This is a genomic window from Paenibacillus sp. OSY-SE, from assembly GCF_000283315.1.
Classification (GTDB): domain Bacteria; phylum Bacillota; class Bacilli; order Paenibacillales; family Paenibacillaceae; genus Paenibacillus_B; species Paenibacillus_B profundus.
In genome coordinates, this window is the sequence record NZ_ALKF01000141.1 from 1 (window position 1) to 24577 (window position 24577).

Genomic DNA, 24577 nt, shown 5'->3' on the forward strand with positions numbered 1-24577 from the left:
CTGGCTGACCTAATAATACGAAGAGCGATTGTCTGCTTATAACGCAGACAATCGCTCAGTAACGCACGACTCACTCTTCTGTCGGTGCAATCATATGTTCAGGCCGCACGATGCGGTCGAATTGCTCCTCGGTCAACAGCTTGCTATGCAGCGCCGCTTCCTTGAGCGTCATTCCTTCTCGATGAGCCAGCTTCGCCACCGCGGCCGCGTTCTCATAGCCGATATGAGGATTCAATGCGGTGACGAGCATGAGCGATTTATCGAGATTGCTCTGAATCGCTGCCCGATTCGGCTCGATGCCGACTGCACAATGGTCATGGAAAGAACGCATGGCATCGGCCAGCAGGCGCGCCGATTGCAGAAAATTGTAGATAATGACCGGCTTGAACACGTTCAGCTGGAAATTACCTTGACTGGCCGCAAAGCCAATCGCCGCGTCATTGCCCATCACTTGGCAGACGACCATCGTCATTGCTTCGCTCTGTGTTGGATTCACCTTGCCCGGCATAATGGAGCTTCCGGGCTCGTTGGCCGGTATCGTAATCTCGCCAATGCCGCAGCGTGGCCCGCTAGCCAGCCATCTCACGTCATTGGCGATCTTCATCAGATCGGCCGCCAGCGCCTTCAATGCTCCATGTGCATGCACGAGTTCATCATGACTCGTCAGAGCGTGAAATTTGTTGACGGCGGATGTAAACGTCTTGCCGGTCTGCTTGCTAATCTCCGCTGCCGTCAGAGCGCCGAATTGCGGATGGGCATTGATCCCGGTCCCGACCGCCGTTCCGCCAATTGCTAATTCCTGCGTATACTCCGCGCTTTGCTTCAGCATGCGTTCCGTCTTATCCAACATACGGACCCAGCCGCTTATTTCTTGTCCGAGCGTCAACGGCGTCGCGTCCTGCAGATGGGTCCTGCCGATTTTGATGATGTCCTGGAATTCCTCGCTCTTGTCCTGGAGCGTACGTTTCAATTCAGCCAATGCCGGCAGCACCTCATCTTCGATTGCCAAGAGAGCGGCGACGTGCATTGCCGCCGGGAACGTATCGTTCGAGCTCTGCGAACGGTTGACATCGTCATTCGGATGAATACGCAAGCCGCTTCCGCGCTGCTGCAGCCATTGATTGGCGCGATTGGCAATCACCTCGTTGACGTTCATGTTCGTCTGCGTGCCGCTCCCTGTCTGCCAGACGACAAGCGGAAAATGATCGTCCAGCTCGCCGCGGATAATCTCATCCGACGCCGCAACGATCGCATCCGCCTTCTCCAGCTCCAGCTTGCCGAGCGAGCGGTTCGCCAGCGCCGCGCTTTTTTTCAAGATGGCGAATACGCGGATGAGCGGCAGCGGCATCTGTTCCGTGCCGATGCGGAAGTTATCAAAGCTGCGTTGGGTCTGAGCCGCCCAAAGCCTGTCAGCGGGTACTTTCACTTCTCCTAACGTGTCGTGCTCGATTCGGTAATCCATGGCGATTCCTCCTCATATCGTATTCGTCAGTTTAGTTGCCTACTCCATGCAGCATTTGCCGCAGCATTTCCGTTCGAATCATGAGGTACCCTTCGTTGCTGGCTGTCAAGACCTCATGCTTCTTCAATTCGTTCAGGCACCGATTGACCGTTTCTCGCGTCGTGCCGACCATGCCAGCCAGCTCTTGATTGGTAAGCCGGGTATCGAATTTATTCCATCCCCCCTCACAAGCGGAACTATGGGTGTTGCTTAAGCGAATGAGCGATGCCATGACTTGACGTTTCAAAGTATAGCATGATTTTTCCTCCAGCCGGGTCTGCAGATCAATAATCTTATCCGTCAGCAATTGAAACAATCTCGTGGTCATGTCTGAATTATGTATCAAGATCTCCTCGAACGGCTTCAGCGCAGTGACCAGACACAGACTATCGGTTTCGGCTGCCGCATTAGCGGTATAGCTCCCATTGCGGAAGAACCCTTCATTCGGAAACATTTCCCCGTCTGATGCCATATAAAAAGTTTGCTCCTTGCCCTCCTCACTAATCCGGTAAATTCGAATTCTGCCATTAATAACAAAGTATATATTATCCATAGGATCATATTGACAAAATAATTGGGAATTGCGTTTATATGGACGCAAAGCTGAAACATTGGCCATCGCTTCCAGCTCCCAATCTTTAAAATACTGGAACAGAGCTATGGATTTCAAGGCTTTCGTAATTGGTGCGGACGTCGTTGCAACCATAACAGCTCTCCACCTCCTATTAGTGCGTTGTTCAAAAATGTATCGTGATGACAGCAGAGTGTGACCGTATCAGCTTCCCTTATTATAACACATTTTAATGATATTGATAATCATTATCATAGTAAATTTTAGCCCTTTTTTAGAACATGTCATTGATTATGCTGCAGCATTCATGTACTATAGCTGGTACTGAATTGTGAACATGACGCAAGTGCTGCAGTCAGTTCCATACCGTACGCATTGGATGATACCCGTGCCCCCCTCCCACCTGATCGTCCACAACAAAGGAGTGAACCCATGCTCAAACCATTCATTCGAATCGTGGATCACCAGCTTCAATATAATGGTACGAAAAGCCTGTTCTATACGGGACTGAAGGGCAGTCTTGCAACAGAGCCAGCTCAAGAAACCATTCAGTTGTTCAAGCATGACACGGAGAAGCTTCGAGCCTTCTTTTCCCCCGCTCATTTTCAAGAGCAAGGTCAGTTAATACAGTACAGCACCCGTAAAATTATTGAGCTATTCATAAAAACGAATCAATTTTTGAATTTTACATCTAAGGATTATGCGCGCTTGAGCGTGGTCAACTATACATTTATGCAACAGATCCGGGATATTCTCCATCATCATTTCCCCCTCCCGGAACAAGCAATTCGAGCCGTTTTTGCCGTTCATTATAACCAGCTGCGCATGTTTCTCATCGACACGAACGGGAAGGACATATTTAAGAAATACGAGCTTAGTGAGCACACGTTTGAAATCGTTTGTGCCGAATACCGGCCCGAATTTCAAATCTGTATGCTGCATCTTGATCTCGAGCAGATGATGGAGCCCGTGTTGGATATTGGATGTGGCCATAGCGGGAAGCTGGTCAATTACTTGAGAGCGAACGGGATCGAAGCCTACGGCATGGATCGGATGGTGGAAGACAATGGCTGGTTCATGAACCGGAACTGGTCTGACACGAAATTTCCAGATAATCATTGGGGTATGATGATCTCGCATATGGCCTTCTCGAACCATTTCGGACATCATTTGTATCGCAAAGACGGGAAATACCGGGAATACATGACTAAATTCACAAACATGCTTCACTCTCTCAAAGTCGGAGGCAGCTTTGTATACACGCCCCAAATCCCCTTTTTAGAAGATGTCATCATGACTTCAGAACGGTTCCGTGTCATTAAGCACGGGGCGGTAACGACGGCGATCATGAAAACGGAATAGAACGTAAAACGGACAGCCTTTCCTACGTCCTACTTATGGCCGTCTGCAGCGGCACTTGGACATCATCGGGGTAATGGATTCGGCTCGATTGTCACAAATAAGCGGCACTCCTCGTTATATGTGCACCTTAACGGAAACCGAGCATTTGCTGCTTCGGGTTTAGTCCAGCGCAAGCTGTCATGTGGCTGCAAAAATGGGGAATTCATTTTATTATTGCCGGGAAACGGGACTGGGAAATACAGAAATGGGCATGGGATAGTGCCCGTCTTCAATAGAAAGGAATGGGAGCGTAATGGAGTGGAACGAGCTATTTACGCAATATAAGCCGCTGCTCTTCACCTTGGCGTATCAGTTGACCGGAACGGTCGCTGATGCGGAAGACGCCGTACAGGACGTATTTGTTAAAGTCCACAACGTTGATCCCGAACGATTGGCGGAACAACCGAAAGCATATCTCTGTAAAATGACGATCAATTGCTGCCACGATCTGCTCCGGTCAGCGCGAAAGAAGCGAGAGCTGTATTTTGGGTCGTGGCTTCCTGAACCGCTGCCTTTGCCGGAATCCGACCTGTCGGAAAGATTGATTCGCAAAGACTTGCTATCGTACGGCTTGCTCGTGCTGCTGGAGCGGCTGACGCCTGCGGAACGGACTGTGTTTGTGCTAAGGGAGGCGTTCGAGTTCGAGTATACAGACACTGCCGAACTGCTCAGCAAGACCGAGGCGAACTGCCGCAAGCTTCTCAGCCGGGCAAGGGAGAAGATGGTGGCATTACGATACCAAGGGCGATTGGTACTAGGTCAGGAGTAAGGAAATCTCTTGAAAAGAAAGAAGTAATTATTTGAGTGATGTTCGCGCTCTCCGCGGGCAGTTCAATCGTAAGGTGAAAGAGGTAGTCTATGATGGAGGACAATTTTGATAATTCGTAATTCCTGCTGGCGCCCATAAAGACCATGATTCTCAATCGCAAACGGAGAATTATAATATAGATGATTTATGTGCTTCTTCTTTGCTTGGAGGCGAATAGTCTCTTCTCCAAAGAGGGGAAGTTTATGTCAATATACACCGGTGAAATCAGAATCCATTCGTCTTCTCGAACTTATAAATCTTTCCTAACACGAAAAAAACTAAAGGAAGGAAATTGTCCCTCCTTTAGTCTCTTGTTACGCGAGTAAATTAATAACAATAATAGCTAACAGAACAAAAATGACGACAAAAATGATTTTATAGCCAGCTTGGAGATGTGTGTTGTTTTTCTTCTTCTTCCAATAAATAAATGGGTATGCGAGAGATATCAATATGATTAATGATGATACTATAGTTGCTAATGTAGTAGACATAGGTTGTTCTCCTTGCGAGTTACTCGATTATAGAGGATTAATAGAGAATACCGCCAACCAAGTTACTCCAGCATAAACACCATTTCCATTGTTGTTGGCACTAAACCGTGTAGCCAACAACCAAAAGTATCCAGATGTTGCAGCCGTAAAACCTGATATAGCTGGAAGCCAAGCTGTAGCGCCTGTAATAATAGCCCCTCCAGCAGCAACTGAATTATAGTAATCAATGGCTTCTAAAGTTTGTTGATTTGTAAAATAACGATGATATCCCCACCAATAATAAGTCCATTGGCCGTATACAGTGGTGGGAGTGAGAGCCTCATTATCAATACTCAAATCCTTGTTAATAACAATGGAATCCTTTTCGACTAAAGCATTGAGTTCATCAAAGTGCTTTTGCAGGTTTGTTAAATTGTATTTGTCGTAAATACTCTCTGGAACATCCTTAAATTGAATTTTTCCTTCCTCTGTTACATCCACATAAGGCTTGATAATATCAATTACATTTTCGGGAGAAACTGGTTTATCCAGACTTTGAGCAAAAGCACCGGGTGCAAGAATTACGAAAAGCATTAACATCGAGCATAATACCAATAACGTTTTTTTCGAACTCCATCACCTCTCAATACAATTTATGGGCTTACGGGATGAATATTATCATACACACAATGGAAACAATATCCTAAAAAGTTAATTAGTCCAAAATGCCTAGTAGATGTAGCATATACGACAGAATAAGGCAATAATAGCCATGACCAAGAGAGTTATGGTACCGGTAATGATTCGAGAAATCATCGCTCGCCTACTTGGGTCAGTCTCGCGAATGCTGCACGTCAGCAGTGTATCCGGATGGACGGGGAGCTGTATCGGACCTGGCCAGACGTTCTTTTATGTGCCTGGTTGATTCGTCAGATTGGCCCGGTTGAAAGAATGAAGAACCAGGTTTACCGGTTAGCATGATAACAATGAGGAAGTTGTACGGGAGGACATGGATCCGTTAGGAGCCATGTCCTTTTTGCCGTGCCATGCACGTTCGATGAAGGCAGTTTCTCTTCTGACAACCAACGTGCCGGCGATGGAAAATAGGTTATGCCTTGTATCTTCGAATGCTTTGTGAAAGCCTCTTGCAGCACGATCTTCTGCATTCCCTCATCCCCGTTCAAAATCTTAGAGAAACCGGCCACGAAGGCCCACCACCCCTAAAGCCCAAGCGATCCAGAGCCTCTAACCGGTAAAACCGGAAAGTTGCTCTAGGTTCCATTGGGCTTTTTGCTGCGCTTGCGCTCCGCAACCGCGGGTACCCGGTGGCGTGGGAAGGGCGCCAAAAAAGGAATGCCGGCAGCTGCCGGCTTTGATCGGAAATGGATCTGGCCGAGCACCGAACGGTACGCTCATCCATCGTCGGTGAAGCATGGGTGGACCGATTCGTGGAAGCGGTAGTGAAAGAAGACGTGCCAACGATTCTAACCCTGCTGTCCGAAGATGCCATCCTCATCTCTGATGGCGGCGGCAAAGCAACAGCGGCGAGCCATCCGATCCAGACACGGGATCGCATCATCCGCTTCCTGCTTGGCCTGACCCGCAAAACGGTTCATAGCAAGGCCAACTCACCATGGAGCGAACCTCACTCAATGGTCAGGTTGGTCTCGTCATTCGCAACGGCGCTGTGATTGACACAGTCATCCTCTTTCATACCGCTAAGGGAATTGCGCAGCGGCTCTATTTCATCCGTAATCCGGATAAGCTGGCACGCATCGGTCAGTAAATGCGGCACTGCAACGGAAAGGCTTCTCAAGCGGCAGCGATGATTATAGGCAGCATGCCCTTGATACTCCTTTCCGAGCATCTGCCGCGTTTAACCTTATATAGACTTCCTCAATTCAGACATCCCCAAGAGCAAGGATTGTACCATTCCTCCAACGGTTTTTACTTATCAGTCTCATATATACTCTCTCCATGCAGTCCAGACAGTTTCAGAAACAACATAATTACGCACCATATGCCCCATTGGAAAACATACAGCGGAATCTGTCACTCAGACGGCTAAAAGCGTTCAGACTGTATTTTGTCCAATGGAATCCGGCTGTTTTACAGCGATTGGTGCAGATGGAGTGTGAACCATTGGACAAATTCCAATGAAAGCGACCTTGAAGTGATATACCTCGCTGTTTCATTGGACAAAATCCAATGAAGAATGGGATAAAAAAAAGGTGGGGGCGGTCTGCCCTTCAACCTTAGAGTCATATGACATTAACTCCTTCCACTCCCCCACGTCCGATGATCAGATTGCATCCATGCTGTTTCACTTCCGCCCTGTCTGTTCTTTGGCTGTACATGCCGGTGTATAAGCAACCTATTTCGAGATTATTTACCCTTATTTTATCTTTATCACGAATGAGTAGTCCTTTTTGCTTTTTCACACGTCTGATTGATTTACGTTATCCAACAAAAAGACCCACGGGGCAATAATCCACTTCCCCATGGGCCACAAATTCGTATATATGATACCGTGAGCTTCTTAATCCATGTCTAAGCGCCGAACTGTGCGTGGTGCAAACGGCTGTACATACCGCCAACGGCTAAAAGTTCTTCATGTGCTCCTTGCTCCGCAATGCCCTGCTCCGTCACAACGACGATACGGTCCGCATTGCGGATCGTTGCCAGCCGGTGAGCGATGACGAGTGTCGTGCGCCCTTTAGACAACTCGGCCAGCGATTGCTGAATCGCCGCTTCCGTCTCGGTATCAAGCGCCGATGTCGCTTCGTCTAGAATGAGGATCGGCGGATTTTTCAAGAACATCCGCGCGATGGCAAGCCGCTGCTTCTGTCCGCCAGAGAGCTTCACGCCCCGATCGCCGATAATCGTCTTCATGCCTTCCGGCTGTGACTGGATGAAATCCGCGAGCCGCGCCCGGCGAGCCGCTTCCCATATTTCCTCATCGCTCGCGTCCAGCTTCCCGTACGCGATATTTTCCCGAATCGTGCCAGAGAACAGGAACACATCCTGCTGCACGATACCGATCTGCTTGCGCAGCGACGCCAGCTTGAACTCTCGAATATCGATGCCATCGACCGAGATGCTGCCCTTATTCACGTCGTAGAAGCGCGGCAACAGACTGCACAAGGTCGTCTTCCCCGCTCCTGACGGACCGACGAACGCAACCGTCTCCCCTGCCCGAATGTTCAGGCGGATATTGTTCAAGACAGGCTTATCCTGATCGTAGCCGAACGATACGTCCTTGAAGCGAATGTCGCCGCGCAGGTGATCTACTTCCACTGCATTCGGCGCTTCGGCCACATCTGGTTCCGTGTCGAGAATTTCGACGTAACGCTTGAAGCCGGCGATCCCTTTCGGATAGCTCTCAATGACCGTGTTAATCTTCTGGATTGGCCCTAGGAACACGTTCGTCAGCAGGATGAAGGCGAGAAACTCGCCGTAGCTCAACTCGTTCTGAATGACGAACCAAGTCCCGCACAACAGCACGAACACGGTTACGATCCGCATCAATATGTAGCTAATCGAGGTGTTCCATGCCATGATTTTATAGGACAGAAGCTTCGTCAGCCGAAAGCGCCCATTGTTCTTAGCGAACAAGTCTTTTTCATAGGGCTCGTTAGCAAACGCTTGAACGACGCGAATGCCGCCAATGCTATCTTCGACCCGTGCGTTGACATCGGCCAGATCGGACATCATCCGCCGGAAGGCGCCCATCATCTTCCGATTGAAGTATAGCGCCAGCCACAGGAGAAACGGCACAACGATAAACGTCAGCACAGCCATCTTCCAATTGATCCCGAGCATTAGTCCAAATGCGCCAAGCAGCGTCATGACGGCGATGAACAAATCCTCCGGCCCATGATGCGCCACTTCGCCGATTTCCAACAAATCGTTGGATATGCGGGACATCAGCTGTCCGGTCTTATTGTTGTCGAAGAAGCGGAACGACAGCTTTTGCAAGTGGTCGAACATTTTTTTCCGCATGTCGGTTTCAATGTTGATGCCGAGCATATGACCCCAGTACGTAACGACAAAGTGAAGTACCATATTGATGAGATAGATAGCTAGTAAACCGAGACACGCCCACAAAATCCATTTCCAATTCCCCGTCGGCAACAGCTGGTCAACCACTTTGTTGACGGCAAGCGGGAAGCCGAGCTCCAGCAGCGCGGCAATGACCGCGCAGGAGAAATCAAGAATGAACAAGCTTCTATATGGACGGTAATAAGCGAAAAAGCGCCTTAACAAAAACAATCCCTCTTTTCTGTTATGTATCATGTAAAATGAGCAGAGTCTTCAGCCGTCAGGAGCACACATCCATTAACATGATATCGATACTCATTTTCATATGAAATTGTAGTCTACGATCTTCTGCGGAGACAATGGACAATCTTCATGCTTTTTTTGTACAAACTCAAGTCGGGGGATCAAGCGAGCGCCTGCAGCACATCATCTATTTTTTTGCGATGCGAAATAACACCATAATTCATCCACGTCAAAAAATCAACCTCATATACGCACTGATTCCGTACCGCAGGCAACTTCCGCCATAATGGATGGTCCAAGAGCTTCCGTTCCTCCCCGTCTATGGACGACTCCTGCTTCTCGAACGTAATGAACAAATGATCGGCGTCAAGCTGATGCAGCCATTCAAGCGGCAAGTCGGCCCTTCTCGTTCCGTGTGTCAGCTGCTCCACGAGCGGGTGCGGCGTCAGTCCTAAAGATCCGTATAACACGGGACCTGTATACCCCATGTCGGCTCCGCCATACAAGGCGATACCGTTCGAAGTGATCCGCAGAACCGCGATCGATTGTCCTTTGGCAGTCCGGCTTAAGATGCTCTTAGCAGCGGCAGCTTCACTCTCATACTGGGCAATTACTTCCTCCGCTCTGTCCGCCTTCCCGAACCAATCGGCCATCGTTCTCAGCGACGAACGCCAATCCTCGCTAATCCTTGCCAATTGATAGGTCGGCGCATACGGCTCGAAGTTCGTTCGATTCATTCCCCCATCGATCATGATGATGTCCGGCTCGTATTGCGACAACACTTCGTATCGGCCAGACGAGACGTCGAATACAGGAGTCTCATCCAGACCGAGGTAATCCTGCTTGCCCCATAAGGAATGCGAGCATTGTACGACAGGCGTAATGCCGAGCGCTATCAGAAAATCCTCCAAATATGGGGAGATGACCCGGATATCGTCGCGATGCATGAGTCTATACCGGGTGGGCGTAATACCGACCGTCTGTGTAAAGCGGCGATTGAAATAATACTCATTGCTGAATCCCACTTTGAGCGCAATGTCATGGAGCCGGTCTTCCGTGCACAACAGCAGCTCTTTGGCCCGACTCATGCGCAGCTCATTGAGATAATCAAGAGGAATCGTGCCGGTTAATTGTTTGAACAGACGCGTATATTGCCATCGGCCCACCTTCGCTTCCGTCGCCATCTGATCCACGGTCATCTGCTCGCAGAAACGGTGACGCAACCGCTCGATCGAGAGCGCAACGGCTGCACGCGTGTCCGTCTGATCCGCGCCCGCCACATTATTTTCCAGTATATGTGCGATCAACTCTTGAAACCGGACATAGTTCTGAAAGGAACCTATTTCATCACTCTCATACCGGAAACGATAGATGGACTCGATCAGCTCGATATACCAGGAGAAAGGATGAAGCTCCACCTCTCCCTCGCACGGAAATGTCGGAGCTTCGTCATTGCTGGCGCTATGCAATTCTCCGCCTGACCCTAATGTCCGTAGAATTTCAAAAGCCACACAGTAGTATTCAAGCGCAGCTTCGCTGTCTTGTTCGATAGACACCTTCATGTCAGGAGTCAGAATGAAGCCTTTCCCACGTTCCAAGCGGCACCATGTTCCATTGATATTCAGGCGCCCTTCTCCCGCTGCAATCGCTAGAATCGAGTATTGGGCAGCCATGAGTGTGCCTGGTTCATAGTTCAGAAGCTGAACATAGTAACGAATATCCGTCAACGCATAAAATAAAGAACGCCGTGTGATCGGCTTTATATCCTGTTCGTACATACGTACCACCCTAAACTGATAATGATTATCACTATTACATTCTATATTAAAAAAAGAAGCCGTTCAATCATTATTGAACAGCTTCAAGATACTGAGAGACTCTTTTGAGGTTGAAAGCGCAAGAAACTCACATTGATTCTTGCGCTTGCTGTTTGTTGCTTGTTCTGAGCACCCATACGATTAATAGGCTCAACAGAAGCACGCAGAACACGTACGGATACGTCACATGTGCTGCGTATAACATGGTTCCGGCAAGCGGTCCGAGGAATGCCCCGCCCCCTTGAACCGAAGCGATGTAAGAAGCGACGCTTCGCTGCTCATGATCGAGCACCGCCAACGAAGCCCCTGCACTATAGCCGAGCATCGTAAAGCCGATCCCGATTCCTAATACCGTAAACCCTACGAACGAATGATGGATGAGCGTCAACAAACCGATCAGCCCTAAGCCAACGCACGATAATCCGACAGTCAGCAAGCGTTTCGGCTGCCATTTCAAGTATTTGCTAATCAGGATTTGCGATGCAACCACCATCACCCCAGAAATGGCCAGCCCTGCTCCGATAAGCTGCGTCGCACGCTGTGGATTATAGTCCAGCCGATCCTGCACATAGAAGCCGATCGTCACCTGAACGATGTTCAGCGCGGCGGATAGCGCCAAGCCAATCCATAAAAAGAGACGAATCCGCGCGTCATTGGGTGAAAGCGCGGCTGAGTGACGTCGCACCTCTCCCTCCGGCTCGTCGGGAATGAACAACAGCAGCAGGATAGCCACTGCGAGTAGAAGCGCCGCAGCCGCATACATCGGAGCGGTCAAGCTTACTACCGCAAGCAGTCCCCCAAGCGCCGGACCCAATACGAATCCAAGTCCGTTCGCCGCGCCGAACAGTGCCATGCCCTGGGTGCGGGTCTGCTGCGTCGTCCACCCCATGACATACGCCTGCGCCTTGGCGGGAATTCCGCCGAAGAAGAATCCTGCTAAGGCGCGCAAGCAGAAGAAAATCCAAAAGAGGGTCGACGGGTTGGTCACGAGCCGAGTGGCATAATCGGCGAGCAGACCAAAGCCGGCCAGCGTAACCACATAGACGAGCATAATCGATACGAGCATTTTTTTGCGGCTCATGAATGTCTTTTTCCCCCAAAAAAACCCTCCCAAGAGCCAACAAATGCCCGATACCGACACTAATATTCCCGATTGAATCTCGCTTAGCCCCAACGTACGGGATAGTGGGCCTATGATAGGATTAAATGTCGCAATCGAGATCATGCCGCATAAGACGATAAGAAACATAATTGAAAACTTGTATTTCAATTCCATTCTCCCTTTCTCAACAGATAACGACTTACGTTCTTAGGAACATATCTTACTATTCATCTGATCGCGCATCTACCTGTTGACGGAGTCCATTGCTGGTTAACGGGAGAATCTATTTTCATAGTTTCATTTCTCGTGGCATTATTGGTATAATAAGGATAAATACATGGTGAATGTGGGGAAACGAAAATGAAAAACACTGGCATGATACGAGCGTTGGATATGCTTGGTAGGATTGTCATTCCGGCCGAAATCCGGATGACACGCAACATTGAAATTGGCGACCCTGTAGAGTTTTTCATCAGTGAGGACAACGTAATTGTAATACGAAAATACAAGTCCACGGAATGCACCTTCTGCCGCGGGCTCGACAACGTGATTTACTATAAAGAACAGTTCGTCTGCCAGTCCTGTATCACAGATTTAAAGCCGTCTTTCCATCCGCATGAGGACATCACTACACCACTTCCAGAATTGCCGCAATCAACACGCAAGAACACAAAAGCGTCGGAAATGAAGCAACGGCTGCAGCAAGCGATGCAGCAGTATCCTAATGCCAACCAGAAAGACCTGGCCCTAATGTTGGGAGTCAGCGCAAGCCGGATCAGCCAGCTCAAGAAAGAATTGAACGCTCACGAATAAGGCTGTAGACAATAGCAAGAGCTCCTTCGTATTCCATTTACGAAGGAGCTCTGTTTTTTCCGCAAACAATCATATTTGAGTTTTGGGAATGCTCGACAATACAATTCATTTTACTTGCCGAGATGCTCCTTGATTGCCTCGAGGCCAGCGATCTGCCCAAGAAAAAACGTATCGCCGACGAGTGTATCAACCGAATAGACTTGATTGTTTTTCACCGCTTTAAGGTTCTTCCATACCGGATTATCCGTCCAGATGTTGATCATTCCTTGCGGATCATCCGGATTCATCTGTCTGCGGTTCTCCGCGATGAATATATGGTCGGCGCCAAATTCACTCAACGCCTCGATGCCGATCCGCCCGCCGATTTTCCCGTCTTCCGGCAATCCCTTCACTGGCGTCAAGCCGATGTCCTCATAAAATATCGGGAAGTTTTTCGGATGGATGACGGTAAAATCTTTCCCGTTAGATACTAAAAATAGCGCCGTTTCCCCTTGATGCTTGGCGGCTGCAGCCGTTGCGTCCTGCTTCAGCTTGTTGAATTCGGCGATCACTTCCTTCGCCTTTTCTTCTTTGCCTACGAGCTCCGCAAATTTCATTAGACGGGACGGTGCGTCGAGCGAGTAATCGATCACGACGGTATCAGCCATCTTGTTGAATTCTTCAAATCGGTCGGCCTTGCCTGTACTGCTGATGACAATGAGATCAGGCTCCATCTCCAGCAGCGTCTCCAGATTCGTTTTGCCGCCCAGATCGGTTACCTTTTTTCCTGCTGCATATTTCGCAAATATCGGCGATTTATCTTTCGTTCCGAAGCCTTCTGACACGATCGGGGATTCGTCCAGCACAAGCAAATAGTCTGTCGCCATAATGTCGACGCTGGCGATTCTATCCGGCCTCTTCTTCAGAACGAGCTCGCCTTTCACATGTTGGATCATACGCGGGAAAGCCGATTGCTCTGGCTGTGCTGGTTCATCAGACTGCTGAACCGTGTTCGCCGGTGTCTCACCAGCAGCACCTTGTTGCGTCCCCCCGCCGCAAGCTGTTAATACAGACGAGGCGAGCAGAACCGATAGTATACTTGCTATCCATTTCGATTTTTCCATGTTTTTCGAACCCCTTTACGAATATATCTGTGTGAAAAATGACCGTTCCAGCTTCCCTATCTACCTGAGCGCATCAGCAAGTAAATAAAGTAAGGACCGCCCAATAACGAGATGACCACGCCCGCGGGAACTTCCGTATATTCCATCAGACTGCGGCCGATTGTGTCTCCGGCCAACACGAGCAAGGCGCCGACTCCCGCCGTAATGGGCAGCATGTATTGATGCTGCGGACCAACCAATCGTCTGGCGATATGGGGCCCAAGCAGCCCGACGAACCCGATGCCTCCGCCGATAGCTACAGAGGAGGCGGCCAAGCCGACCGCTGCGGTGATCAGTATAAGCCGCTCCTTGTTAATCGATACTCCAAGGCTGCTGGCAAGCTGTTCGTTCAAGCTAAGCATGTTCAACACTCGCGCTTTCCAGTACACGATCGGCAGCAAAATGACGATCCAAGGCAGAAGAGCCAGGACAAACTCCCAGTTCGAACCCCATAGCGATCCCATTTGCCAGGTCACGACAAATTCGAGATTGCGCGGGTTCAACTGCAACGTCAAAATAATACTGGCGGAGCTGAAGCCGGCGCCTACCGCAATGCCGGTCAACAGCAGACGAGTAGGTGAAATGCCGTGCCCTTTTTTATAAGACAGCATATAGATGATGGCTGCTGTCACCCCTGCCCCAATCAGGGCTAAGAAGGGCATGAAGAATGGAGGGGCAACTTGCGCAGTCGGGTAGAACGATACAAACAACAGGACGGCTAGTCCGGCACCGGAGTTAATTCCGAGAATCCCTGGGTCGGACAAGCCATTGCGCGAAATCCCCTGCAGAACAGCACCCGATACCGCCAACCCCGCCCCCATCAACACAGCGATGATCATTCGAGGCAGTCGCAGGTCAAATAACACGATATTTTGTTTTTTCGAACCTTCGCCAATCAACGTCTGCCATATTTCATACGGTGCAATGCTATACCGTCCTGTGTTCAGGCTGATGATAAAACCAATCAGCAGCAGCAGTGCGAACAACATGATGAGCCTGATACTCCGCTTTCTTCGTGCTTGGGCGAACAGATGTGGATTCATTACAGTTCCCTCCGTTCCTTACGGGCCAGATAAAGAAAGAAAGGAACACCTATGACCGCAATAATGGACCCGAGCGGTGTCTCATAGGGAAGAGCGATCAATTTTGCTCCCATATCGGCGTAGACGACCAGCGCTCCCCCCAATATAGCGGAGCAAGGAATAATCCAGCGGTAATCGACTCCGACCAAGAACCGGGCCAAGTGCGGAATAATAAGGCCAATAAAGCCAACACCTCCAACCGTAGAGACCGAAGCGCCTGCCAATATCATGACGACGAAAGTGCCAATGCCTTTAATCAACCCCGTCCGCTGGCCAAGTCCCGCTGCCACATCTTCCCCCAAGCTCAGTATCGTGATGGAACGGGAAATGAGCATGGCCACAAGCAGTCCGCCAATAATCCACGGCAGCATGACGGAAACTTGAAACCATTCAGCAGTTGAAATGCCGCCCGCCGTCCAAAAGGCCAAGTCATAATTGATTTGAAAAAGCAATGTCAATGCCTGACTGAGCCCCGTAATAAGCGAGCCAACGACCGCTCCGGCCAATACCAGCTTCAGTGGAGATAGCCCGCCACGGGACATGAAGGCAATGCCGTATACGAGTAATGCACCTAGTCCCGCCCCGATGAACGAGAACAGAATGATATACTTGAAAGGCAGCCATGGCACGAACGCGAACACCAGCACGAGAACAAAGCCAGCTCCGGCGTTGATGCCAAGCAAGCCGGTATCGGCAATCGGATTGCGGGTCATCCCCTGCATTATCGCGCCTGCGACGGCAAATGCCGCACCTACCAATGCGCCGGCCAGCGCGCGCGGCATACGCAGCTCCCGTATAATGACATGGTGGTCGTTCTGTGCATCGTAAGCGACGATCGAATTCCAGACCGTGCCGAATGTAATGTTGGCGACCCCCGTTACAATGGAGGCACCGATACCAATCACGATAAGGAACAGGCCGGCACAAATAATAACGGTCGCTGCCCACGGACGGGTTCGAAGGGGTGTGTGATGAGGCAGCGTCTTCAATAGGGTCATCGGAATTCCAATCCTCCATCATGGTCAATCAATGAATCTGAGTTGAAATTGATATTCATTATCAATATTATTTTTGCAGAAATCACTAGAAATTGACATAGCCAAACCTGCTTTTTTTGTTGTACAATCCTCCACTTGTTGCATCCGCAAAATGGATAAGCGCTTCATCCAGCGCCTGTACATGACCGAGCGCCGAATAATGGAACCACGGATATATGCCGGTAAGATGGATATTTCCCTGCAACGGAATTTCACCGCGCCAAGCCTGCCCCTGATCGCGAAACAGTAAAATATGATCCGCACGGAATTCATTCAATTGTTCCAGCTTGCATAGATCGGTGAACGTAAAGCCGTACGTGCTTTCAGGCGCGTTCAATTGCAGCTCACCGTACAGAAACTTTCCGATTTTCCGTCGATTCGCGCCAAACACTCGGACGCCCTGATTCGATATCCGTGCGGCGAGCACCGTTTCATTGCGCATTTTTTTGCGGATGCGCCGCTGTGCCGCTGCCGTTTTCAAATCATAATAAAACAACCATTGCTCCGCCACTTCCTCTACTCCGATGATCGCTGCAAGTTGGGTGAAATGCTCGCGCCAAGTGAATGGCTTAAACGTAATGAAGTGAGTTGGCGCGATAGCAGCCAATTCGTCATGCCATTCCGCCGCATGATCGGTTCCGATGATGAAGTCGGGTTCTTCCCTGCGCAATTTGTCGAGATTGAACTCCCCTGCCGTATTGCGCCGATAGGGAGACTTGTGATCGCAATCATTCCACAGCGGCACAAGCTTCTCCGCCGGTACGCCCAATGCAAGGAGATTCCCGAATAAAGCAGGATGGATCACGGCTATTTTCTTGCTCAGCGATTTCACGTAGTGGGATGGAGAGAGTCCTGTCGTTTTTTTGAATGCGCGGCTAAAATAACAAACGTCGTTATAGCCAACCATTTGCGCCACATCCTGAATTTTCATTTTTTCTGACAACAGCAGACGGCGCGCTTGCTCCACTCTCTTATGGGTAATGTATTGCAGCGGACTGAGAGAAGTATATTCTTTGAATTGTTCATAAAAGGCGCTGGATGTCATTCCGGAAAATCTCGCTATCTCTTCTACCTGAAATTGTTCGATAAAATGCTTATCCATATGCTCCCGAATATTTCGCAGCACCGCCTTCGTATTCGGTTGGTTCTCCGTTCGCGACACCCCGGACAAGATCAACTGCCAGAGCTCTTGAAACCGGATTTGCAGCAAAATAGAATCAGACGGTTCATTGTGCCAGCAGCGGAACAACTCATCCATCCGGTGATGTGCAATCGAGAGCGGATGAACTTGCATTCTACCCTGCAGCGGCAGGGTGGTGTCTGTGATTCGCCAATTATCCCCGTCTCTGAATCCTCTTGCTGCGGCAAATTCAATACAATACACCGCAGCAGATTCGGTAAGCAGCTCAAATGAAATGCTGCCTGTTCCGGGGGCAAGCGCGATAAGCTCCCCCTTGTCCAGCATGTCGCTCGAATGCGCGTCATGAATGATTGCTTTTCCTTCCGTCATCAGAATGATGCGGTGCTGATGTTCAGTGACAGCTTCAATCGATTTCATTGCGGAAGAAGCAGTAAACAACTGTACATTGATGATGTCAAACACATTGGGCATTGTATCGGGCCGTTCCATAGCATCCTCCCATTATCACTAGCCATTCAGTTATCAATTGATAATCATTCTCACAATTGATTGTATGGGCAATTGAGAGGGCTTGCAAGATGATAAAAAAAAAGAGAGCTGTCCCAAAAGCAGATAAATCACTTGAGGGATAGCTCGGTTCATTGTTTCCTGCGGTCGATGCGGATTTCGAGATCAGCTATTTCTCGCGTCACGGCCTGAAGACTCTCCGGTCCGAATAGCTGTTCCATATGATATACGCCGTGCGGGAAGGAGGAGCCATATACGGCATTAGCTGCAAATACTGCGACTCTGGCTGTAATTTCGGCTTCATTTTTTCCGTGCAAGAAGCACTCGACCCATGCATCCTCCCCTGCCTTGCAGCCCCGGGCATCGATTTTGACGGCAAACGTCTCTTCCCCGATGCGCATCATACCGAAGCTGCGAACGACCGCGCGGCGAATCCATTCTACTTTCAATAAGCTGAACATTTTCGCTGCCCTTGCTCCGGCGAACAATGCCGTCACCGCAGCCGAGTCGAAGCAGAGCCGCGTGGATACGGTCGGCACGCCGAGCGTGCGGGGAAGCGTCTGTTGATCCGAAAAATTAAACCGGTAAGCGGCTCTGCGCCCCCAATCGGCTCCGAAATCTATATGCTTCCCGTCCGTGAAGCTAGCGACCGTAATCGGTCGTCCATCTTGTATGACTTCGAAGCTCGTGTTCAGGTTATTCACCGTCCACTCGATAGCGGCTTGACCGTGCTGGTCTCCCATCCCGAGCATAATGGATATATCGATCGACTTCGTCTCATCCATCAGCTGTTGAGCTTGCAGAGCCATCAAATTCGTCAAGCCTGGCGCAAGACCAACACTCAGGATAGCCGTAGCGCCATTCGCCGCAGCTTCTTCCTGCCTTTGCTCCACCTGGGCAAGAAAGGCGCGGTTCGCTGATACATCTACATAATGCGTGCCGCTGTTGAAGCAGGACCGGACGAAAGCGGTATCCGACTGATCCAGGCACATAATAACGAGCTTGGCGCGAGCCAGCATGTTGGGATCGGCTGCCTCTTGGACGTTTAGCTTTAAGGGCTTCACTTTGCCGGAGGTTGACCGGCAGAACTGCTCTGCACGTTCAACATTGCGGCCCGCCGCATACACCTTGCCAGGATATAAGTCGCCCAATTCCTTGCAAATCATTTTCCCCACATGACCGTACCCGCCAACTACTACAATGTTGTCCTTCATCGTTGTCTCCATCCTTTATTCTGCTTTTACGGCAAACCATCCATCGATCAAATAAGAGCCAAAATAGCGCGTGACCTGTGTGAAGCCTGCTTCCTCCAGCAGCTCCGCAACCATCGATGCAGGCACCGGATCGCTGCCATGGCCGATAGAGTCTGCGAATTGCTCCCATTCCTGAAGGGGGATGCCATGCTCAAGCATGTGGCTTTTCCATGCCAGCATCTGTACAGCAAATGCCTCTGAATTCGGATTTCCGTTCAACGAGGCCAAGAACAACGGCGCTCCCGGCTTCAGATGTTCGGCTATACGGCACAGCAGCTCCCGCTTCTGCGACAAGCCTTGGACGAAATGAAGCACAAGCATGCAGGTGGCCGCATCGTATCGTTGAGCCTGTGCGAGCCGAGCAATTGTGCCCTCGATGAACGACACTCGATGTCCAAGCGTGGCCCGATCGACACGAAGCTGCGCCACATCGAGCATGCGCGCAGACGGATCGAGGCCTGTAAACAGCCAGCTCTCATGTCTGCTGCCGAAGGTGATAATCTCCTGCCCCCCGCCTGCGCCGACAATCAGAACTTCGGCCGGATCGTTGCCGCTCTGCAGCTGCGCGGTCATAAGACGGTCGGTCATGTCGTACAGCAAGTGATAGCCTGGTATTTTTATAGAAATGGTCTCCACATACCGATGTACGTCCGGATCATCCCAGCTCATCGGAGATTGTGAGTGATTCATCATCATCGCTCCTGTCATTTCAGCTTTCCAACTACTTGCGCTTCCTGTACACTTACAATAAGAATTATTCTCAATTATACCGATGCAGAGCAGAAGCACCATCCCACTATTCTGGGATTGTTAAGCGATGATCGAGAGAACGCAGCAGAGGAGATACGACATGGACGCGAAGATGGATTCAGTCACACAGAAGCTGTTGACTCTGGCGGAGAGCTCTGCTTCTTCACAACAATACAGGATGACGATGTTGCAGTATTTGCGCGAGGCGGTGCCCTTCGCGGGCGCATGCTGCACCGCTGTGGACCCGCAGACATTGCTGTCTACAGGGGCCATTACTGAAGAAGGGGTAGAAGCGATTCATCATAGTCTGTTCGAACATGAATACATGCGCGAGGTCGAGGATTTCAACTCTTATCATACATTGGCGAGAGCATCCGATCCCGTCGCTACATTGAGCGAAGCGACGGAAGGCCGCTTGGAACAAAGCGCACGGTACCGGAATATTTTGCTCCCCGCCGGCTTCAAGGATGAAATGCGGGCTGCCTTGGTGTGCGAAGGGGCTTGCTGGGGTTATTTAACGTTATACCGCCGTCATGAGCATCCTTTATTCGAAGAGACTGAGCGTGCCTTCATCTCTTCCCTCGTCCCGTCCATGGCCCGCTTTATGCGTAAGGCAAGCTTGACGGTACCGGCTGAGGATGAAAAATGGAAGGGTTCGGAACCGGGGATATTGCTCCTCTCCGAGCAGCTGCGCCCTATCTCTTCCAATGCAACGGCCGATCATTGGCTCTCCCTGCTGCAAGAGTGGGAACGAATCGGCCAGCAGACCCTGCCGCGCCCGGTGCGTGCAGTCTGTTCCCGTGCGCTAGCAGAGACAGACGCCGTCCCCCCCGAGCGAACTTCCTTGGCGAAGGTCTGCATTCGGATGCCTGACGGCCCATTTGTCACGATTCGCGCCAGCAAGCTTAAGGGATCGGACGCTTCCATCCAACTGGCCGTCTGGTTCGAACCCGCCACAGCGTCCGATATCCTGCCGCTCATCGCAGAAGCGTATGAATTGACGGTACGCGAAAAAGACATTCTCATGCTGGTAGTAAGAGGCTGTTCCACCGCCGAGCTTGCCAAGACGCTTCATATTTCTACCTATACAGTGCAGGACCATTTAAAATCGATATTTGCCAAAACGGGCGTTACCAGCCGCAGAGAGCTTACCTGGCACATGCTCTCCCGGTTCAGTCTGCATCCGGACATGTAAGGCAACCTACCGGCGCGCGCGGAAATAACTCAGCTTCGCGCCGACCGTCCCGACAGTGACAGGATCGCCGCGGCCTTCTAATAAATATGCGCTTGCCGCGGCAGATCCAAGCTGCATGTTCATAGGTGGCGCCATATTGGACCATGATCACTCCAGCATGCGCAAGTTCTCAACGCTTGATGGAATTCACCACCGCAATCGCGGATATAGCAGCAGCCAGAATATGCTTGGTCTGCCGAAGCTCTGCTTTCGTCATGCACAATACATTGGATTTTGTACAATGGAACAGCACGCATACTTCCTTTCGCGTAGGCTTCATTGAATTTTATGCAGTGCTTTGACACTCATTCAGCACAATCGCTGAAAAAATAGCGAATCCACTGTACATATTACAGTCCACGTGCCGGATAACCGCCGAATGCGTTCGTTTCAATGTATATTTTCCAACGGGGCGTGTTCGCTTTGTCATTAAGGCGGCGAATCCCGCTGCTCAATAACGCCGAGCGAGCTCGCCAGGATTGATGCCATACTTCTCTCGGAATGCTTCGGCGAAGTAGCTCGGATTCGAATACCCGACAGCACAGCTGGCTTCGTTCACATTGACATCCCCTTGCTGCAGCAAGAGGCAGGCCTTCTCCAACCGTTTGCCGCGCAAATAACCGAATACGGTCGTTCCGTACATTTCTTTGAAGCCGACCTTCAATTTATAGTCGTTCATGCCGATCATCCGGGACAGCTCGATGAGAGAGGGCGGCTCCGACATATTCTCCAGCATAATATCTCGCGCTTGCTTAATTCTCTCCACATCGGTTCGCGACAGCTTCGACGACTCTACCCTTCCTTCGAACAAGAATGAGCGAAACGCCAAAGACAATAGTTCCAGCACCTTGCACTCCAGCTCCAGATTCCGGGTATTCGCCGTATTGGCGGATTGAATGATTTGCTTGACGATAACCGAGGCGGACGGCTCGATCGTCTCCCGGAACATGCGGAAAGCCCCCCCGCCGAGAATCTGCTCAAAGCTGATCGAGCGCCTGCCGTTCCCTTCCTCCATGAAGTGGTGAAAGGTCGGCACGGGGATGCCGATGCCGAGCATGACATAGTCTTCGTCTCCGTTCATTTCGAAGCGCGCATCCACATCATTCACGAATTGCAGCGTGCAGCTGTCAGAGGCGGTTTCGTGCCAAGTTCCTGCCAGATGGGTCCGTCTCGTGCCTTGCAAGCAATAGCTCAATTCCACCATGGCCGTCCCGGAAGGAAGGCTGATTGCGCGGTCCCGATGCAGCCGATAATCGGATATGACCACTTCCATATCGAAGCGAGGCACAAAGCGGCGGATCATCCCTTCGCCGATGCGCGAATGGAATGGCAGATGCTCAGTGCGTCCCGCATGCTGCCGCTGCAATGCCAGTTCATCGAAAAAGGTATTGAAGTTATAATGAAAGTCTGTCGTGTTCAATAAATCTCACTCCGTTCCGTCGCTCATGGCGCATGGGATGTCATATATCCCTCCACTTTACTGATAATGATTATCATTGTATTATTTTATATGAAAAAAAGAAGCCGTTCAATCGTCGTTGAACAACTTCTTCGCTTATGAATGACATCTCGCTATATGTTGTGCGGCAACCGTTTCAATCCAGGCTGTTACATCCGGACATTCCATAATGCGATATAAGGTCTACTCAGGATACCCATCTGCGGGCACCACATGATCAAATCCATGGTCGTGTAACATTCGTTACTCTTGCCTTCGCAAGCAATGTGGACAGCTGAGGAAAGACTTCCTGGAATGGTGCGGTAAGTTCCATCCCTTCTTCCTGTATATCTTCAATTTCTACCGTATCTTTGGCCTGAATGAACCAAGTGACATTGGCTCTAATGTCCTTCCAATCGTTATGCTCCAATGCGATTCCATGCTTTGTTACTTATTTCGTAGTATCTGAAGCTGAGCCTATAATTTTAGGTTTCAATCATTTTCAATAACGGCCACCTTTCCAGCCATTTCTTTGCATGAACACGTTCTCTAAAAAAATGTACGTCTTCAAATAACGGACACCTTCTGACATGCATCTGAAATAAATCATCCAAGCCATACGGACTGCAAATCTCTATCTCATTATTACGCCATCTCACTCCTACAGCCGTCGCGGTCTCGGTCCAGTAGCTTAAAGCATGACTTGTAGACTGATAAGGCGCGTTATTATTTCTCAGATGCATCCGTGCCTGATTTTTAACTGACCATTTTTCATTTCCCGTCACTTCGATCAATCGGTTCTCAATGAGGATGTCCGTTGCTTCTGTAATATCCTCCACATTGTAATAGACGACATCGATGTCATTCAGATCGGACATCTCGTATCCGTGCAGCATATCCCAAATCCGGTTGCGAACATATCCTGCCGCAATGTAGCATTCAGGCAAGTTCAAGCTTTCCACTAGCTTCAATTCCTTCAGCAAGTCTGCTTGCGAAAGAAAAAACGACTTGAGCAGTTCTGCATCATTCACTGGCTTGTCCCCCGTCTTGGTTATAATGGATGGTGTATCCAATCTGGTATACAACCCTCTGTAGTTCATATTGTCAGGCAACGAATCAACCAGCCGTATCTCCTCGAGCTCGTACTGGGGCAAAGTATCCATGTCGTGGACCTCAGCAAAACAGACCAAACCTACACTTCGATCAATGGAGCACACTCCATAGGGTGTCAGATCAAATTGAACTGCTCCCGTCTCTTCATACAGTTCCCTGCTTGCCGTATGGAGAACTCTTCCTCAGGCTCTCTCCGGCCGCCTGGCATTTGCTTAAACGTCCCGCCGTTTGTCCTTCATGCCTGCAGCAAATACATCAAACCCGAGCTTTTCATAATAATTGGTTAACTCCTCTGTACAAAAAAGCTCAACATGCAGGTTTTTTTGCCGACTTTTTTCAACTAGCTGCCTCACTATTTCGCTTCCTATCCCCTGGCCCTGATAGTCTGGATGAACGACTAAACCGCACAGATAAGCGTTCATCACACCATCCGATATGATCCGTCCCGTGCCAATCAATGCATCTTCATCATAGGCGCTAATGACAGACCAGCTTTGGACCATCGCCTGATGCAACTGCACCTTGGACAACTTTAGAAATTCGTTCCACCCGAAGCAATCGTATAGACAGTAAATTTGGTCAGGACTTGGCACCTCATCTGTATAGCGAATGTTCATGTCCATTTTCATTTCTCCTCAATCACTCATATGTTTGACAGCCCACACCCTTAAGTCACGACACACATAACTTAATCAATAAAAGCGTAAAGGTGGTAGTTCTATGCCTTCCGTATCCCACTACAAAAAAAGCGTGAAGTACTTGAACAAATTCGTTCGAGTTACTGCCAAGAATGGAAATGTATATACGGGCACAATTGTCAAAGTGGATGACAAAAAAGTATATTTAAAAGTCAATTCAGTGAAACACGCCAAAAAGGTCCATACTTCATTTGTTCCATTTATATTGCCTCTGGTGCTCTTCGATCTTTTGGCCATCGTCTTGTTGGAGACGCCGCGGAGACGGCGACGGATCTTTTAAGTTGCCGCTGCCCTCAATTATTTGAGGGTTTTTACTATCATACAATAAGAGACCTGTTTATTTAACCTTATGTTATTAAACGATCGGACAAAGCCCTTAACCTTCCGGTGGGAAGCATTAAGGGCTTTGTATATA

At 49.8% G+C, this 24577-nt stretch carries 23 protein-coding genes and 1 pseudogene; 6 read left to right on the forward strand and 18 right to left on the reverse strand.

The genetic code is table 11. The features are described from left to right. Positions 1-70: 70 nt before the first annotated feature. The gene (gene fumC, locus A372_RS0103420) at positions 71-1462 is read right to left on the reverse strand and encodes a class II fumarate hydratase (RefSeq protein WP_019419440.1); all 1392 of its coding nucleotides are present in this window, start codon (positions 1460-1462) and stop codon (positions 71-73) included. 31 nt (positions 1463-1493) lie between these two features. Next, entirely contained in the window at positions 1494-2207 is a 714-nt protein-coding gene (locus A372_RS0103425) for a Crp/Fnr family transcriptional regulator (RefSeq protein WP_019419441.1), read from the reverse strand. A gap of 297 nt (positions 2208-2504) precedes the next feature. Between A372_RS0103425 and A372_RS33120 the strand changes: the two genes are divergently transcribed. After that, positions 2505-3434 (forward strand): class I SAM-dependent methyltransferase, encoded by a 930-nt coding sequence (locus A372_RS33120; RefSeq protein ID WP_019419442.1) that lies wholly within the window; start codon positions 2505-2507, stop codon positions 3432-3434. 292 nt (positions 3435-3726) lie between these two features. Further along, a pseudogene (locus A372_RS33125) lies at positions 3727-4197 on the forward strand (sigma-70 family RNA polymerase sigma factor); the annotation flags it as partial. Positions 4198-4799: 602 nt separating this feature from the next. On the opposite strand, the gene A372_RS0103445 reads toward A372_RS33125, so the two are convergent. Then, entirely contained in the window at positions 4800-5351 is a 552-nt protein-coding gene (locus A372_RS0103445; protein ID WP_019419445.1) for a hypothetical protein, read from the reverse strand. 836 nt (positions 5352-6187) lie between these two features. On the opposite strand from A372_RS0103445, the gene A372_RS33130 reads away from it, so the two are divergent. Beyond that, positions 6188-6442, forward strand: a complete 255-nt coding sequence (locus tag A372_RS33130) for a hypothetical protein (protein ID WP_157259418.1) — start codon at positions 6188-6190, stop codon at positions 6440-6442. On the opposite strand, the gene A372_RS37150 is transcribed toward A372_RS33130, so the two are convergent. From A372_RS37150 to A372_RS0103470, 4 genes are all read right to left on the reverse strand, one after another. Continuing rightward, a complete protein-coding gene (locus A372_RS37150; protein WP_157259419.1) occupies positions 6397-6618 on the reverse strand; it encodes a hypothetical protein in 222 nt (73 codons plus the stop codon). The two genes, A372_RS33130 and A372_RS37150, sit on opposite strands and share 46 nt — an antisense overlap. Before the next feature lie 683 nt (positions 6619-7301). Continuing rightward, positions 7302-9017, reverse strand: a complete 1716-nt coding sequence (locus A372_RS0103460) for an ABC transporter ATP-binding protein (RefSeq protein WP_019419447.1) — start codon at positions 9015-9017, stop codon at positions 7302-7304. 179 nt (positions 9018-9196) lie between these two features. After that, complete coding sequence (locus A372_RS0103465; RefSeq protein WP_019419448.1) at positions 9197-10813, reverse strand: AraC family transcriptional regulator; 1617 nt, start codon at positions 10811-10813, stop codon at positions 9197-9199. Positions 10814-10940: 127 nt separating this feature from the next. Continuing rightward, entirely contained in the window at positions 10941-12128 is a 1188-nt protein-coding gene (locus A372_RS0103470; protein WP_019419449.1) for an MFS transporter, read from the reverse strand. 186 nt (positions 12129-12314) lie between these two features. Between A372_RS0103470 and A372_RS0103475 the strand changes: the two genes are divergently transcribed. Beyond that, positions 12315-12767, forward strand: a complete 453-nt coding sequence (locus A372_RS0103475) for an AbrB/MazE/SpoVT family DNA-binding domain-containing protein (protein WP_019419450.1) — start codon at positions 12315-12317, stop codon at positions 12765-12767. A 110-nt stretch (positions 12768-12877) separates the two neighbouring features. Here the strand turns inward: A372_RS0103475 and A372_RS0103480 are convergent, their stop codons facing one another. The 6 genes from A372_RS0103480 to A372_RS0103505 all read right to left on the reverse strand — a co-directional run bounded on the left by A372_RS0103480 (position 12878) and on the right by A372_RS0103505 (position 19619). Beyond that, positions 12878-13870, reverse strand: a complete 993-nt coding sequence (locus A372_RS0103480) for an ABC transporter substrate-binding protein (protein ID WP_019419451.1) — start codon at positions 13868-13870, stop codon at positions 12878-12880. Between the two features lie 56 nt (positions 13871-13926). Continuing rightward, positions 13927-14952: a FecCD family ABC transporter permease gene (locus A372_RS0103485; RefSeq protein WP_019419452.1), complete on the reverse strand. Its 1026-nt coding sequence runs from the start codon at positions 14950-14952 to the stop codon at positions 13927-13929. Then, complete coding sequence (locus A372_RS0103490) at positions 14952-15989, reverse strand: FecCD family ABC transporter permease (RefSeq protein WP_019419453.1); 1038 nt, start codon at positions 15987-15989, stop codon at positions 14952-14954. Before A372_RS0103490 ends, A372_RS0103485 begins: the two co-directional genes overlap by 1 nt. Before the next feature lie 85 nt (positions 15990-16074). Beyond that, positions 16075-17658, reverse strand: coding sequence for an AraC family transcriptional regulator (locus tag A372_RS33135; protein ID WP_019419454.1), 1584 nt, complete (start codon positions 17656-17658; stop codon positions 16075-16077). Between the two features lie 149 nt (positions 17659-17807). Further along, positions 17808-18890, reverse strand: a complete 1083-nt coding sequence (locus tag A372_RS0103500; protein ID WP_019419455.1) for a saccharopine dehydrogenase family protein — start codon at positions 18888-18890, stop codon at positions 17808-17810. 15 nt (positions 18891-18905) lie between these two features. Further along, positions 18906-19619: a class I SAM-dependent methyltransferase gene (locus A372_RS0103505; protein WP_019419456.1), complete on the reverse strand. Its 714-nt coding sequence runs from the start codon at positions 19617-19619 to the stop codon at positions 18906-18908. A gap of 160 nt (positions 19620-19779) precedes the next feature. On the opposite strand from A372_RS0103505, the gene A372_RS0103510 reads away from it, so the two are divergent. Then, positions 19780-20874: a helix-turn-helix transcriptional regulator gene (locus tag A372_RS0103510; RefSeq protein WP_019419457.1), complete on the forward strand. Its 1095-nt coding sequence runs from the start codon at positions 19780-19782 to the stop codon at positions 20872-20874. A gap of 6 nt (positions 20875-20880) precedes the next feature. On the opposite strand, the gene A372_RS38995 is transcribed toward A372_RS0103510, so the two are convergent. The 5 genes from A372_RS38995 to A372_RS0103540 all read right to left on the reverse strand — a co-directional run bounded on the left by A372_RS38995 (position 20881) and on the right by A372_RS0103540 (position 24087). Continuing rightward, on the reverse strand, positions 20881-21009 hold the full coding sequence (locus A372_RS38995; protein ID WP_019419458.1) for a hypothetical protein: 129 nt from the start codon (positions 21007-21009) through the stop codon (positions 20881-20883). A 355-nt stretch (positions 21010-21364) separates the two neighbouring features. Beyond that, positions 21365-22333, reverse strand: coding sequence for a helix-turn-helix transcriptional regulator (locus tag A372_RS0103525; protein ID WP_019419460.1), 969 nt, complete (start codon positions 22331-22333; stop codon positions 21365-21367). 256 nt (positions 22334-22589) lie between these two features. After that, positions 22590-22781 (reverse strand): hypothetical protein, encoded by a 192-nt coding sequence (locus tag A372_RS0103530; protein WP_019419461.1) that lies wholly within the window; start codon positions 22779-22781, stop codon positions 22590-22592. Between the two features lie 55 nt (positions 22782-22836). Further along, complete coding sequence (locus A372_RS0103535) at positions 22837-23514, reverse strand: nucleotidyltransferase family protein (protein ID WP_019419462.1); 678 nt, start codon at positions 23512-23514, stop codon at positions 22837-22839. Positions 23515-23676: 162 nt separating this feature from the next. Further along, positions 23677-24087: a GNAT family N-acetyltransferase gene (locus A372_RS0103540; RefSeq protein ID WP_019419463.1), complete on the reverse strand. Its 411-nt coding sequence runs from the start codon at positions 24085-24087 to the stop codon at positions 23677-23679. 97 nt (positions 24088-24184) lie between these two features. Here A372_RS0103540 and A372_RS0103545 point away from each other — a divergent pair, with 97 nt between their 5' ends. Further along, positions 24185-24442: a hypothetical protein gene (locus A372_RS0103545; protein WP_019419464.1), complete on the forward strand. Its 258-nt coding sequence runs from the start codon at positions 24185-24187 to the stop codon at positions 24440-24442. Positions 24443-24577 lie beyond the last annotated feature (135 nt).